The sequence below is a fragment of the Streptomyces sp. NPDC048331 genome (genome assembly GCF_043201215.1).
Taxonomy (GTDB): domain Bacteria; phylum Actinomycetota; class Actinomycetes; order Streptomycetales; family Streptomycetaceae; genus Streptomyces.
The window spans coordinates 123434-137248 of the sequence record NZ_JBICYT010000021.1; the positions used below are offsets into that span (position 1 = coordinate 123434).

The 13815-nt window shown below is 74.4% G+C and carries 10 protein-coding genes; 6 read left to right on the forward strand and 4 right to left on the reverse strand.

The window, feature by feature from the left end; all coding sequences use genetic code 11:
- Positions 1–31: 31 nt before the first annotated feature.
- Both ACGFYY_RS27470 and ACGFYY_RS27475 read left to right on the forward strand, forming a co-directional pair.
- On the forward strand, positions 32–3712 hold the full coding sequence (locus ACGFYY_RS27470) for a serine protease (protein WP_393713305.1): 3681 nt from the start codon (positions 32–34) through the stop codon (positions 3710–3712).
- 126 nt (positions 3713–3838) lie between these two features.
- Entirely contained in the window at positions 3839–4795 is a 957-nt protein-coding gene (locus ACGFYY_RS27475; RefSeq protein ID WP_030766982.1) for a bifunctional riboflavin kinase/FAD synthetase, read from the forward strand.
- Between the two features lie 63 nt (positions 4796–4858).
- Here the strand turns inward: ACGFYY_RS27475 and ACGFYY_RS27480 are convergent, their stop codons facing one another.
- The 3 genes from ACGFYY_RS27480 to eccE form a co-directional block, all read right to left on the reverse strand.
- A complete protein-coding gene (locus ACGFYY_RS27480) occupies positions 4859–7267 on the reverse strand; it encodes an SCO5717 family growth-regulating ATPase (RefSeq protein WP_393713308.1) in 2409 nt (802 codons plus the stop codon).
- A 106-nt stretch (positions 7268–7373) separates the two neighbouring features.
- Positions 7374–8072 (reverse strand): hypothetical protein, encoded by a 699-nt coding sequence (locus ACGFYY_RS27485; RefSeq protein ID WP_030766978.1) that lies wholly within the window; start codon positions 8070–8072, stop codon positions 7374–7376.
- Entirely contained in the window at positions 8069–9343 is a 1275-nt protein-coding gene (eccE, locus tag ACGFYY_RS27490; protein ID WP_393713310.1) for a type VII secretion protein EccE, read from the reverse strand. The genes ACGFYY_RS27485 and eccE overlap by 4 nt, the downstream gene beginning before the upstream one ends.
- A gap of 258 nt (positions 9344–9601) precedes the next feature.
- On the opposite strand from eccE, the gene eccB reads away from it, so the two are divergent.
- From eccB to ACGFYY_RS27510, 4 genes are all read left to right on the forward strand, one after another.
- Complete coding sequence (eccB, locus tag ACGFYY_RS27495) at positions 9602–11179, forward strand: type VII secretion protein EccB (protein WP_393713312.1); 1578 nt, start codon at positions 9602–9604, stop codon at positions 11177–11179.
- Positions 11180–11190: 11 nt separating this feature from the next.
- Positions 11191–12447: a type VII secretion-associated serine protease mycosin gene (mycP, locus tag ACGFYY_RS27500; protein WP_393713314.1), complete on the forward strand. Its 1257-nt coding sequence runs from the start codon at positions 11191–11193 to the stop codon at positions 12445–12447.
- A 215-nt stretch (positions 12448–12662) separates the two neighbouring features.
- Positions 12663–12992, forward strand: a complete 330-nt coding sequence (locus ACGFYY_RS27505) for a hypothetical protein (protein WP_030718712.1) — start codon at positions 12663–12665, stop codon at positions 12990–12992.
- A 45-nt stretch (positions 12993–13037) separates the two neighbouring features.
- Positions 13038–13346 (forward strand): WXG100 family type VII secretion target, encoded by a 309-nt coding sequence (locus tag ACGFYY_RS27510; RefSeq protein WP_365275351.1) that lies wholly within the window; start codon positions 13038–13040, stop codon positions 13344–13346.
- Positions 13347–13446: 100 nt separating this feature from the next.
- Here ACGFYY_RS27510 and ACGFYY_RS27515 read toward each other — a convergent pair whose 3' ends face one another.
- Positions 13447–13692 (reverse strand): DUF397 domain-containing protein, encoded by a 246-nt coding sequence (locus tag ACGFYY_RS27515; RefSeq protein ID WP_365275348.1) that lies wholly within the window; start codon positions 13690–13692, stop codon positions 13447–13449.
- Positions 13693–13815 lie beyond the last annotated feature (123 nt).

The window sequence follows — 13815 nt, forward strand, 5'->3', positions numbered from 1 at the left end:
GCACGGGGCGTTGCGGGGGAGTGGTGCGGCCATGACGGAACTCGTCAAAATCTGCGATCCGGCCGGGCGGGAGCGCGGCAGCGGGTTCGTCGCGGACGACCGCGGGACGGTCGTCACCGGCCACGAGGCCGTCGACGGCCTGACCCGGATCGTGCTGCACGCCCCCGGACGCACCTGGCTGGCCGAGGCGGCCGACGTGACCGCGCTGCCCGACCTGGCGCTGGCCCTCATCCGCACCGACGGACTCGGGGTACGGCCGCTGCCGGTGGCGCCGCGCGAGGTGATCGATCCCGGGACCTACGTACGGCTGCCCGCGCGAGGATGGCGGCAGGCGCGGGTCCTGGGCGGCACGGAGGTCGACTACCCGGCGGCGGACCGGTCCCACGCGGTGCCCGCGGGCGTGGCCGTGGAGCTGGCGATCGGCACCGACGGCCGGGACGCGCTGCGCCTGGGCGGCGACGCTTGCGGGGGACCGGTCCTCGACGCCGACTCCGGAGCCGTGCTCGCGGTGGTGGGAACCGCGCTGCGGGCGGAACACCGCTCAGGAGGCTTCGCGGTGGCCCTGCGGGCCGCGGCCGAGGCCGACCCGGACGGCCCGCTGGCCGCGCTGCTGGAGCGCAACGCCGCGACCGTGCCCGGCCACGGAGCCGACCTGAACCTCGCCGGGGCGCTGGAACTGACCGCGACCACACTGGGCGCCTCCCTCCTCCCGGACGGCCCCGAACCCGTCGAACGCCCGGCCGTCGCCGCCGAACTGGACGCCTTCACCACCGGGGACCGCCCGGTCCTCGGCCTGGTCGGAGACCCGGGCACGGGCCGCACCACGGCGCTCGCGGCCCTGGCCGTACGCCGCGCCCGGGGAGCCTGCCCGGCGCCGACACTGTGGCTGCGCGGCGCGGACCTGCGGGCCACCGACACCTCCCTGGCCGACGCGGCGACACGCGCCCTGACGGAGGCGGCCCGCATCGCGGGAATCGCCGGGACCGGTTCCGTCGGGCCCGGAAGGTCGCCGGACGACTTCCCGGGGCCGGCCCGAGCCAACGGTTCCGTCGGGGACGGGTGTGTGTCGGGGCGCTCCCCGCAGGGCGCCGAGCACACTGCCGCCCGACGCGGCGACCCCTCGCCACGCTCGGCACCCGAGGAGACGCCCCGGCGCGCGCCCGGCCCCGGCCGAACCCCGCCCGAGGCCACCGACAGCCCGCCCGCGCCGGGCGCCGGCTCCGCCGAATCGGGCTCCGCCGCCGGCTCCGACCCCGACGGGACCGGCCCCGACGGGACCGCCCCCGCCGTGGAATCCGCCGCCCCGGCGGGAGCCGCAGCCCACCTCGCCCGCGTCGTCGCCCGCGCCGGCCGCCGCCTCCTCGTCGTCCTCGACGCCCCGGAGGAGATGCCGCCGGAGCTCGCCCACCGCCTCGGCCCCTGGACCACCGCCACCGCCGGATGGCTGCGCGCCACCGGGACCCGGCTGGTCGTCGCCGCCCGGCCCGAGTACTGGGAAGGGGCCGGCGCCCTCTACCCGCCCGAGGCACTGCACACCCCGGCCCGCTCCGCCCGCTGGCTGCCACCGGCCCTCCCGCTCGCGGACCTCGACGCCGCCGAGGCCGAGACCGCACGGGCCCGCCTCGGCATCCCCGCCGAGGCCGTCCGGGAGGCCGACGCCCGGCACCCGCTCACCCTGCACCTGCTCGCCGGGATCCGGGCCGCCGAGGTCACCGCCGGCCGGCCCGGCCGCGACGAGGTCTTCGCCGCCCACCTGGACCTGCTGTGCCTGCGCACCGCCGTCCGCATCGCCGCGGCCTGCGCCGACGAGGCGGCCACCGCGGCCATCGCCGACACCAGCGGCGCCCGGGTGCACGGTCCCGGTGTGCGGCGGCTCGCGGCGCGCGTGGCGGGTCGGGTCCACGAGGCCGCGCGGCGCGCCCTGGGCCCCGGGCAGGGGCAGCTGGACCGGGCCTCCTTCGAAGAGCTGTTCCCCTGGCGCACCGGCTGGGCCTCCGCCGTGCTCACCGAGGGCCTGCTCGTGCCCGCCGGACCCGGCTACCGCTTCGCCCACGAGGAGCTGTCCGACTGGATCCAGGCCGGTCACCTGGACGTGCCCACCGCCCTGGGCCTGCTCGTCCACGGCCCGGCCGAGCCCGGGCTGCCCGTGCCCCGGCACCGGATCGGGCCCGTCCTCGAAGCCCTGCGCAGGCTCGCCCCCGACCGGCTGCGCGGCGAGCTCACCGCGCTGGTCCACCGGCTCAACCGCTTCACCGAGGAACCGGAGCGGGCCACCCCGGACCGCGTCTGGTGGGCCGCCCGGCTGCTGCGCGAGACCCTGCTCCGGGCCCCCGACGCCCGCCCCCACCTGCCCGTCCTGCACGCCCTCGCCGAGCACGTGGCCCGGGCCGGCCCGGGGGAGTTCGGCGGCTGGTTCTGGAACCGGCTGCGTCTGCCCGAGCCCGACCGCCTCGACCTGCTGCGGCGCCTGCTGCCCGCCGACCCCGCCGAGGCGGTACCCGGCGACCGCTACCTCGACGCCGCCGCCCGCCGCCTCGCCCGGGACCCGCGGCGCGCGCAGCCGCTGCTGTGCGCCTGGTTCACCGACGGGCGCCGGCTACGCGGCCGACCCGGGGCCACCGTCGCCACCGCCGCCCAGGCCCTGCTGCACACCCACCGCCGCCTCGCCGTGGACGACCTCACCGAGGCGCTCGTCACCGCCGCGCACCCGCGTGCCGACGAGCTGCTCGCCGTACTCGCCGAGGAGGAGCCCTCCGCCCTGTGCCGGGCCGTCGACCGCTGGGCCCACGACGAACGCCCCGGGCGGCGGGTCGCGGCCGCCGCCTACGGTCTCGCCACCGCCCCGCACGTGCGCACTCCCGCCGACCGCGAGCTGCTGCGCCATGCCGCGCAGGCGCTGCTCGCCCGCCCCGCCGACGCCACCCTGCACGGCAGCGCCCTCGCGATCCTGCTGCGCGACCCGCAGGTGCGCGGCCGTTACCTGCCCGACGCCCTCGCCTGCTTCCGCGATCCCGAGCTCGGCTCCCGGCTGCCCGCGGAGGCGCTGGTCGCGGCCCTGCCCGTGCTGCCCGACCCGGACGAGGTGTTCGCCGCGCTACGGGCCCGGGCCGACGGGGAGGTGGTGCGGGCCCTGGCCGCGCTGACCACGCCGGGGCTGGCCCGGCGCGCGGCCGAGCTGGTCCGGGAGCACCTCGGCCGGTGTCCCGGGGACGCCCCGCACGCCGCCTTCTTCGTGGACCGGCGGCTCGACCAGGGTCCGGCCGCGGCGTCCGTGGTGCGGCCGCTGGTCCTGGACCTGCTGTTCGGCGCCCCGGCCGGGGTGCGGGCCGAGCTGGCCGTCGTGCTGGCGGCGCCCGGCGGGGCGGCCTCGCACCCCCTGCGCGGGGAGCTGGCCGACACCCTGCTGCGCGAGGAGGCCGATCCGGGCGTGCTCGACGTGTTCCTCGGCGCGGTCGCGGCCGGGACCACCGGGCGCCCGCAGGACCGTACACGGGAGCTGCTGCGGCGTACCGGGCGGCAGCTGCTGCGGGCCCCGGGCGGGCCGGCGGTGTTCGAGCGGAGGACCGTCGAGCTGGCCCGGACCGAGCCGGCCTTCGGGGCGCTGGTGGCGCGCTGGCTGGCGACGGCGGGAGCGGAGGCCGCGGCCCTGCTCGGACCGAGCGCCCGGCGGACGGTGGAGACCTTGAGCAGGGCGGCCGCGGATGTGACGTGACGACAGACACGGTGGTGGATCGAGTCAGATGCCGATGCGGGGCACCGGCCACGGGCATGGCAGTCTTAGACCTGCAATCGGCAATCAGTTCAAGGACCAACCGGGTACGGGCGAGGAGCGGTCACAGTGCAGCGCTGGCGTGGCTTGGAGGACATCCCCCAGGACTGGGGACGCAGCGTCGTCACCATCGGCTCCTACGACGGCGTGCACCGGGGACATCAGCTGATCATCGGGCGGGCGGTGGCCACGGCGCGTGAGCTCGGCGTCCCCTCCGTGGTGGTCACCTTCGACCCGCATCCGAGCGAGGTGGTCCGCCCCGGCAGCCACCCGCCGATCCTGGCCCCCTACGACCGGCGCGCCGAACTCATGGCCGGGCTGGGCGTGGACGCGCTGCTGATCCTGCCGTTCACGGCCGAGTTCTCCCAGCTGTCCCCGGCCGACTTCATCGTGAAGGTCCTGGTCGACAAGCTGCACGCGCGGGCCGTCATCGAGGGCCCGAACTTCCGCTTCGGCCACCGGGCCGCCGGGAACGTCGACTTCCTGCGCGAGCTGGGCTCCACCTACGACTACGCGGTGGACGTCGTGGACCTGGTCGAGCGGGGCGAGGCGGGCGGCGGAGTGCCCTTCTCCTCGACGCTGGCGCGCCGGCTGGTCGCGGAGGGCGACATGGACGGTGCGGCCGAGATCCTGGGGCGTCCGCACCGGGTCGAGGGCGTGGTGGTGCGGGGTGCGCAGCGCGGGCGCGAGCTCGGTTACCCGACCGCGAACGTCGAGACGCAGCCGCACACCGCGATCCCGGCGGACGGGGTCTACGCGGGCTGGCTGACGGCGGACGGCGAGCGGATGCCCGCGGCGATCTCGGTGGGGACGAACGTGCAGTTCGACGCGACCGAGCGGACCGTGGAGGCTTACGCGATCGACCGCGTCGGGCTGGACCTGTACGGGATGCACGTCGCCGTCGACTTCCTCGCGTACGTGCGCGGGATGGCGAAGTTCGAGTCGCTGGACGGGCTGCTGGAAGCGATCGCGGACGACGTGAAGCGGGCACGGGTCCTGACGGACACGTACGACCTGAAGCGCTGACGAACGAAGCCGAAGGGCCCGTACCACCCCCGGGGTGGTACGGGCCCTTCGGCATGCCGTCGGTCAGCCGAGGCGCGGGTCGCGCGGGGGCTGATGGGGCTGGGGCGGCTGCTGCTGCGGGGCCTGGGGCTGTTGCCAGGGCTGGCCGGGCTGCGGGTACGGCTGGCCGTAGGGCTGGGGTTGCTGGGGCTGCGGCGGCTGCTGGTACGGGGGCTGGCCCTGGGGCTGTCCGTACGGTTGAGGCTGCTGAGGGGGCTGCTGACCGTAAGGCTGCTGAGGAGCCTGGGGCTGCTGCGGCGCACCCCAGTGTCCCTGCGGGGCCTGCTGCTGGGCCCGCAGGAAGTCCTCGGCCACGAGCGCGGAGAGGTTGAAGTACGCCTCGCGGGTCTTGGGCCGCATCAGGTCGAGATCGACCTCGGCGCCGGCCGCGAGGTGCTCGTCGAACGGCACCACGACGACACCGCGGCAGCGGGTCTCGAAGTGCTGCACGATGTCCTCGATCTTGATCATCTTGCTGGTCTCGCGGACCCCCGAGATGACGGTGAGGGAACGCGAGACGAGGTCGGCGTACCCGTGCGCGGAGAGCCAGTCGAGGGTGGTGCTGGCGCTGCTGGCGCCGTCCACGGACGGGGTCGAGATGATGATCAGCTGATCGGCGAGGTCCAGGACGCCGCGCATGGCGGAGTAGAGGAGGCCGGTGCCCGAGTCGGTGAGGATGATCGGGTACTGGCGGCCCAGCGTCTCGATGACGCGGCGGTAGTCCTCGTCGTTGAAGGTCGTGGAGACGGCCGGGTCCACGTCGTTGGCGATGATCTCCAGGCCGGAGGGCGCCTGGGAGGTGAACCGGCGGATGTCCATGTACGAGTGCAGGTACGGGATCGCCTGGACGAGGTCCCGGATGGTGGCGCCGGTCTCGCGGCGGACCCGGCGGCCGAGGGTACCGGCGTCGGGGTTCGCGTCGATGGCCAGGATCTTGTCCTGGCGCTCGGTGGCGAGGGTGGCGCCGAGGGCGGTGGTGGTCGTGGTCTTGCCGACGCCGCCCTTGAGGCTGATGACGGCGATGCGGTAGCAGGACATGACCGGGGTGCGGATCAGTTCCAGCTTCCGCAGGCGCTCCGCCTCGGCCGCCTTGCCGCCGAAGCGGAACCGGCCGCCGACGCCGTTGTTGTTGTTCTTCGGCTTCTGCTTGTTGCGCAGCAGGCGGTCGGAGGACAGCTCGACGGCGGCGGTGTAGCCGAGGGGCGCCCCGCCACCGGTCTGGCCGGCCGAGTAGCGCGGGTCGTGCGGCTGCGGCTGAGGTGCCGGCTGGTGCGGCTGCTGGTGCTGCGGGGGTTGCGGCTGCCCGGGCCCGGCGGACCACTGACCGGCGGAGCGGGGGTCGTAGGGCTGCGGCGGGGCCGGCTGAGGCTGCTGGTGCTGCGGGGGCGTGGGAGCCGACGGCGGGAAGGGGTAGGCGTCCGGGGTGCCGAACGCGGGCGGCGGCGAGGGCTGTTCGCCGAGAGGTCCCCCGAACGGGGTCTCCACGACGGCCGGCGGCGCGTCCGCGGGGCTGACCGGCGCGGGCTGTTCGGCGGCCGGCAGTACGGGTGTTCCCTCGGCGGGGGTGTCCCGCGGCCCGGCCCAGGGCGCGGGCGGAACCTCCGCGACCGGGTCGGCGACCGGCTCCGCGTCGGGGACCGACGGCAGGGCCGGGTACGGGGTGACCGTGTCGACGGGCGGCAGGGCCGGGAACGGCGTCGCGGGCGGCGCGTCCACGGGAGCGGGCTCCGGAGCGACCTCCTCGGCCGCGGGCAGGGGTACGAGCACCTCGGGGACCGGGACCGGGTCCGGGGCCGGGTCCGGGTCCGGGGCTTCGAGCACGGGCAGGGCTTCCTCGACCGGAGCCGGAGCCTCGACCGGCGCGGGGGCCGGGGCCGGGGTCGGAACCGGGGTCGCGTACGGCAGGGCGGACTCGACGGGCGCCGGTGCGGGAGCCGCGATCGGTGCCGGTGCCGGAACCTCGGCCGGAGCCGCAACAGGTGCCGGAACCTCAGCCGGTGCCGGTGCCGGAACGTCGGCCGGAGCCGCAACAGGTGCCGGAGCCTCGACAGGAGTAGGAGCCGGAGCCGGAGCCGGAGTCGGAGTCGAGTACGGCAGGGCCTGCGCCTGGTACGCCGGGGCGGCGTCGACCGGGGCCACGGGAGCGGGCGGGAACGGAGCCGGCAGCCCCGCTCCGTCGGACGGCGTCCGCGGAACCGGCGGAGCCATCCGCATCGTCGCGGGCGGCGCCGGCTCCGACGGGCGGTGGGGTTCGAAGCCACTGCCCTCCGGGAGCCCCGGCACCTGCGCGGCCGGGGTCCCGCCCTGCATGTACCAGGCGGGCGGGGTGTAGTCGATGGTGAACTCGCCCGTCACATCGGACTCCGCGTCGGACTGATCGTCCGTCGGGACGTCCCACGTCCCGCCGCGCCTCTCGTTCCGATCGCCGCTCACTGGTCCTCCTGGTCTGTCGAACACTGGTCCGGCGCCCACCTCGCCGCGCCCGGACCCAGCCTAATCGCGCCCCGACGCCACTGTCCGCCCCCCTCAGGGCGCCGGGTCAGTCGATGCGCCGGGCCCCGCCGAGCAGGCCCGTCTCCGCGTCCGTGCCCTGTGTCATCACGAACTGCCGGTCCCGCGGCGTGCACCACAGGGTCACCCCGTCGCCCAGCGTCGGCAGGGAATCCACCGCCGGTCTCGGGAGCCGCATCAGACGCCCGATCTGCTCCGCCTCGTCCGGGGACACCCGCTGCACGCCCACCAGGGACGACTGCTGCAGCAGGCGCGGCGCCGTCGGGCTCAGGTACGGCAGCAGGGTCAGCACCGACTGCCAGGGTCCGGCCACCACGCGCCCGCGCGGCGGCCGCATCCCGCAGTCGCGGATCACCAGCACCGGGCTGCCCGCCGAGGCACCCTGCGGCGGGATCCGGCCCACCTCGTGCAGGGTCACGCACTGCTGCCCGCCACCCGCCGCCTGGGCCAGCCCGGACCACACCTGCCCGCGCCCGGTCTCCACCGCCACGCGCGCACCCGTGGCCGCCGCGCGCAGCGCCAGCACCTGGGCCGTCCACAGGCCGCCGATCAGCGTCACCTCGTACGGCGTCGGCCGGTTGATGCCGAGCACCGCCGACCGGCCCTCGGCGTCCACACCGATGACCACCCCGTCGTCCCCGACGGGCAGCGCCAGCAGGTCCAGGTCCGCGGCGGGCACCACGTGCCGCTCCCGACGCGGGCCGACCAGCCCGAATCCGCCCCTCATCGTGCCCCTCCCAGCGGTAGCGAAGCCAGCAGCCCCGGCACCTGTTCACGATCGAGTCGGACCAGCCCGGTCTTCACGCCCCGGGCCGTCCTCTCCAACTCCCGGCGCGCCGAGACGAGTTCCTCGTCACTGCGGCCCGTCACCCGTACGTGTCCGGTCAGGGTGACGCCCTGTCGCTCCGCCGGGGCCATCGTCAGGCTGAAGTTGGTCGCGAGCGCGGGCAGCGAGGTGAGCAGCGCCACGAACTGCGGCAGCGCCGCCGCGCCGGCGCCGCCCAGCTGCGGCCAGCGGCCTATCCAGTACGTCGTGTGCCGGCGGTCGTCGCAGCGCCAGGTCCGCGAGGTCTCCTCGGTCCGCCGACCGGTGCTGTTCGAGCGCCCGGCCTGGGTGATCGCCATCGGGTTCGCGCACGAGGAGGTGGCCAGCGCCGCCGTCAGCTCCTGCTCGGTCAGCACGGTGGCCGTGAACCCGGCGCCGGCCAGCCGGCTCGCCAACTGGTCCGCCGCGCGCACCAGGCAGCGCTGCGCGCCGGTCAAGCCGCCGCCGCGCGCGGTGACCGCCTCCGGACACAGCTCCGGGTCCAACTTGAGCGCGATCCAGGTCAGCCGAACCGCCGGCGTACCCGTCCGGGCTTGCAGCGGCGCGTAGTTGCGGGTCGCCATCGAACGCTCGGGCAGGTGCGGGGCCGGCGCCGGCTGGGTGTGCTGCACGAGTTGTGCGGACTCCAGCCGGATGCCGTCCACGTCGAGGATGTCCCGGACGACGGCCAGCGGCAGCGGTCGCGCCGCCCGGTCGGGCCGCAGCGCGGTGGCGTCGGTGTCCACCTGGACGACCGCGGTCAGGAAGGTCCCGTCGCCGACCATGCCGACCGGACGCCGGTCACGGTCGCCGAAGGTGAGGGTGCGCAGTGCCGGATCGGCCTCGACCAGCGGGGCGAGCCCCGGCTCCGTGCCCGCGGGCACGGTGAAGGCGGCGGCCCGGCGCCGGCGGGTACGCAGCGCGAGCGCGCCGCCGATCCATTCCGGCAGGGAGCGCTGGTGGCGGCGTACGACCGCGAGCACCACCAGGACGAGCGCCAGGACACCGGCGGGAACCAGCAGCAGCGGTTCGACCACCCAGGCCACCAGCAGTGCGGCTGCCGCGACTTGGAGCAGTACGAGCTGTTGCAGTCGGAACGGTCCGAAGCGGCCGGGGCTCGACTTCGGATGCGGCGTCACCCCGACACGTGCCGGTGCGGGCGCGCCGGTCTGTTGCTCCGTCGCGGTGGCCATCACTCGCGCACTTCCCCTTTCCGGGGCCGGACCCCGTGAGTCCCGGCGCCGCGCGGTACCTGCCCCGCGTCCCCGGAATCTCCCCAATCCACCCCAACAAGCCCTGATTGACCCGGTGCGGAGGGGGCTGGGCGGCAGCCTCACCCTACCCGGCCCCTTCATACCGTCCGTCAAGAGGCATAGTAGGTGCCCGGTCCGACAATCGAGGCCCGGGGACCGTACTCACCGGCCGGGCCGTGCGGGGAGAAGCAGGCGGTCATGGCATCACGACGTGATGAGCTCAACGCGTACACCTTTGCGAAGCGGCGCACGGTGGCCGCGTTCCTCCAGCCATCCGCCACGGGAACCGAGGAAGGCGCGCCGCGTCCGCTGCGCGCGGTGCTTCCGGGGCTGATCGTCGGCGCGATCGTGCTCGCCGGTTTCGGCGCCTGGGGCATGTTCAAGCCGACGGCGCCCAAGGGTTGGGCGGAGCCGGGGACGCGGGTCATCGTCGGCAAGGAGTCGACGACGCGGTACGTGGTCCTCACGACGAAGGTGGGCGGCAAGGACCAGACCCGGCTGCACCCGGTGCTGAACCTCGCCTCGGCCCGACTCCTGCTGGATCCGTCGAAGTTCAAGGTGATCACGGTCGACGACAAGGTCCTCGACGCGGGCAAGCCGCCGCGCGGCCCCATCATCGGCATCCAGTACGCCCCCGACCGGCTGCCCTCCAAGGAGGAGGCCGGCAAGGCCAAGCGCTGGGCCGTCTGCCAGCAGCCCGGCGGCAACGGCCGTGGCGTGCAGACCGCCACCTTCGTGCTCGCCGACCGCGAGGCCGCCAGGACGGACGACGCCCGCAGGCTCACCGAGACCCAGGCGCTCTACGTCCAGAGCACGGCCGCGGGTCAGGAGCGTTACCTGGTCGACGCGGCCGGTACGAAGTACAAGTTCCCGGAGGGCACCCCGGCCGCCGGGACGATGACCAACGCGCTGGTCGGCACCGGCGCCACCCCGCAGCAGGTCAGCCCGGAGTGGCTGGGAACCCTCAACTCCGGCGAGGACCTGTCCTTCCCGGCGCTGCCCGGCAAGGCCGGTACCGACGCCGGGGTCAAGGGTCTGGGCACCGCCGACAACAAGGTCGGGATGGTGCTCCAGGCGCAGACCGGCTCCGGTGCCCAGCACTACGTGGTGCTGCCCGGGAAGGTCGCCCCGGTCTCCGACTTCGTCGCCTGGCTGCTGATCTCGGCGCCCGCCACCGACGGCCTCAACATGCACGGCAAGCCCCGCGAGGTCGACCTCCAGTCGATCAACCCGGACCCCGCGCCCTTCGCGGGCGACATCAAGTGGCCCCAGAAGAAGACCGAACGCATCAACCAGACGACGCCGCCGGCCGGCAACCAGGCCGGTGGAGCCAACAACCGCGACACGGTCTGCAGTGTCCTGCGCGGGGTCGACGGCCAGGGCAACCAGACCCTGAGCACGTGGGCCGGCACCGGCTTCCCGATCGACATCACCGCCAGTGGCACCAGCGCCTACGTCACCCCGGGCTCGGGCCTGCTCTACACCCAGGTCCAGGGCAAGCAGACCACCGCCGGCGGCTCCCTCTTCCTGGTCACCGACACCGGTCTGCGGTACGCCGTCCAGGCCAACGGCGACAGCGACAGCGAGCAGTCGAAGATCGGCGCGCCCGACCAGTCGAAGGCCGGTACGGACGGCCGCCCCGAGGCCAGCCAGGCGCAGGTCCGGCTCGGTTACGGCAGCGTGCTCCCGGCCATGGTGCCCATCGCCTGGTCGGAGTTCCTCTCCAAGGGACCCCGCCTGGACACCAACTCCGCCCGTCAGCCCCAGGGTTCGTGAGGAAGCCGCCGATGAACCGGACCCACGCGCCCCGGCGGACCCTGCTGGCCGCCGCCTTCGCCCTCACCCTGGCCTCGGGCGGCACGGGCACGGCCGCCGCGGCAACGGCCGCCGCGCCGCAGCCCCCGTACCCGCTGCGCCTCGACGGCGCGGGGGAGTGCACCTTCCCGATGAAGAAGCAGATCGAGGACCGGCCCTGGGCCCTCCAGCGCCTGCTGCTCGACGAGCTGTGGGCGCAGACCAAGGGCAAGGACAAGAGCGGCAACAGCGTCCGCGTCGCCGTCATCGACACCGGCGTGGACCGGGCGAACCCGCAGCTCAGCGCGGCCATCGACACCGGCGCCGGGAAGGACTTCGTCGACCCGAAGGGCGGCGACGGCACCACCGACACCGTCGGTCACGGCACCAAGGTCGCCGGGCTGATCGCGGCCCGGCCCCAGCAGGGCACCGGCTTCGTCGGCCTGGCCCCGGACGCCACCATCATCCCGATCCGGCAGAACGACGGGCAGGGCAAGGGCAACGCCGCGAACCTGAGCCAGGCCATCGACCACGCGGTGGCCAAGGGCGCCCAAGTGATCAACATCTCCCAGGACACCGACGCGCAACTGTCCGCCGAGTCCGACCTCGGCAAGGCGGTCCAGAAGGCCGTCGCCGCCAACGTCGTGGTGGTGGCCTCGGCGGGCAACGACGGCATGAGCGGCCAGAAGCGCAAGACCTACCCGGCGGCCTTCCCCGGCGTGCTCGCCGTCGGCGCCTCGGACCGCAACAACGAGCGGGCCCAGTTCTCCCAGCCCGGCGACTTCCTCGGCGTGGCGGCGCCCGGCGTCGACATGGTCTCCACCGTCCCCGGATTCGGCCAGTGCATCGACAACGGCACCAGTTTTTCCGCGCCGTACGTCGCCGGAGTGGCCGCCCTGCTGCGCGCCGAGCATCCGGACTGGTCCGGGCAGCAGATCGTCTGGCAGATCCAGAACACCGCCGAACGCACGATCAAGGGCCGTGACGACTTCGTGGGTTGGGGCGTCATCGACCCGGTGCGCGCGCTCTCCCACGACCAGGAGGCCCCGAAGGCCCCGGTCCCCGACCCCGGCCCGCCCCCGGCGGCCGCCCCGCAGGCGGCGCCGCTGCGACTCACCGAGACGGCCCAGGAGCGCCAGGAGCGGTACGGCACGTACGCTCTCGGGATCGGGGCGGTCCTGATCGCCGTCATCGCCGGAACGGCGACGGTCGTCCGCGACGCCCGCAGGCGTAGGCGCCGTTTGCAGTGAACGGTCACAGTTCATCTACGGAAGCGCCCCACTGGTGTTGGGGCTGTCAGATGAACTGGCTAGAGTGGCACCAGGCTTCACGAGTGTGATCGGGGGATCGCGTGGAGCGGAGGGGGACGCCCGAGGGCGCGTGGCTCGAAGCCGCGCCGGGTCCGTGTCCGCTCCGCTGCGCAATCCGCCGGTTCTGCCGGCGAATTGAGAAATGAGGAGCTTCGATGAGCACGAACACCTTCGGACTTGCAGACGATCCGGTCATCAAGGCGAAGACCAAGATCGAACAGACGGGAACCGCCGTCTCCAAGCAGGCCCGCGAGCTGGCCGACATCCTCGAAACCGTGAGCGCCGGCTGGACCGGTGTCGGTGCCGAGGGGTTCAAGCGGGCCCAGGTGATGCTGAACCAGGACCACGACGAGATCCGTCGTCTGCTCCGCGTCCTGCACCACGCGGTGTCCGAGACCAAGAACCTGACCAACGCCCAGGACGACGAGGTGCAGGCGGCGTTCCGGCAGGGGATCCAGTCCATCTCGGGCCTCAACAGCATCTGACCCACGTCGTTTTCAGGTAACGCGCTCAGCGAGAAGGAGAAGCACATGGCTGCCGACGACGGCCACACAAAGGTCCGGTATGACAGCGTCCAGCTGATGGCCAACCGCATCCGCCAGGTCTCGAAGAACATCATCGACGACCTGTCAGAGATGGAGCGGGCGGTGAAGGTCGTCACGGACACCTGGGACGGCGACGCGCACACCCAGTACGTCGATCTCCAGGGCAAGTACCGCACCAAGGCCGACCACATCAAGGACATGCTGGAGAAGGTCGCCCAGCTCGTCGAGCGCGGCAAGGACGACTACCGCGCCACCGACAAGAAGGCCTCGCAGCTGTTCACCGAGGCCTTCTGAGCCCGGTCGCCCACAGGTCCGCACACGCCGAAGGGGCGCGCCCACACCGGGCGCGCCCCTTCGGCGTCGGTCTGCGGTCCCCTCAGGACGTGCGGTCCCCTCAGGGACGGTCCCGGTCGAGGTCGAACTCCCCGTCCCTGGCTCCCAGCACGAAGGCCTCCCACTCGGCGGCCGTGTAGCGCAGCACCGTCTCCCGGTCCAGCGAGGACCGCATGGCCACCGCGCCCTCCGGGAGCCGGGCGATCTCGACGCGCTCCTCGTCGGGGTCGGTCCCGGGCGGCCCTTCCCACTCCACGCCGCTGATGTCGAGCGCGTACAGCTCGTCCTTCTCCTGCTGGGTGCCCATGGGCGGCCTCTCCCTCGGTGGCGCGTGTTCACCGCCGATTATCGGTGCTGCGCCACCGACCGGGAGAGGTTTCCACCCGATCGATCCCGGTGGCCGGCCCTGACAGGGGTCCGGCCACCGGGA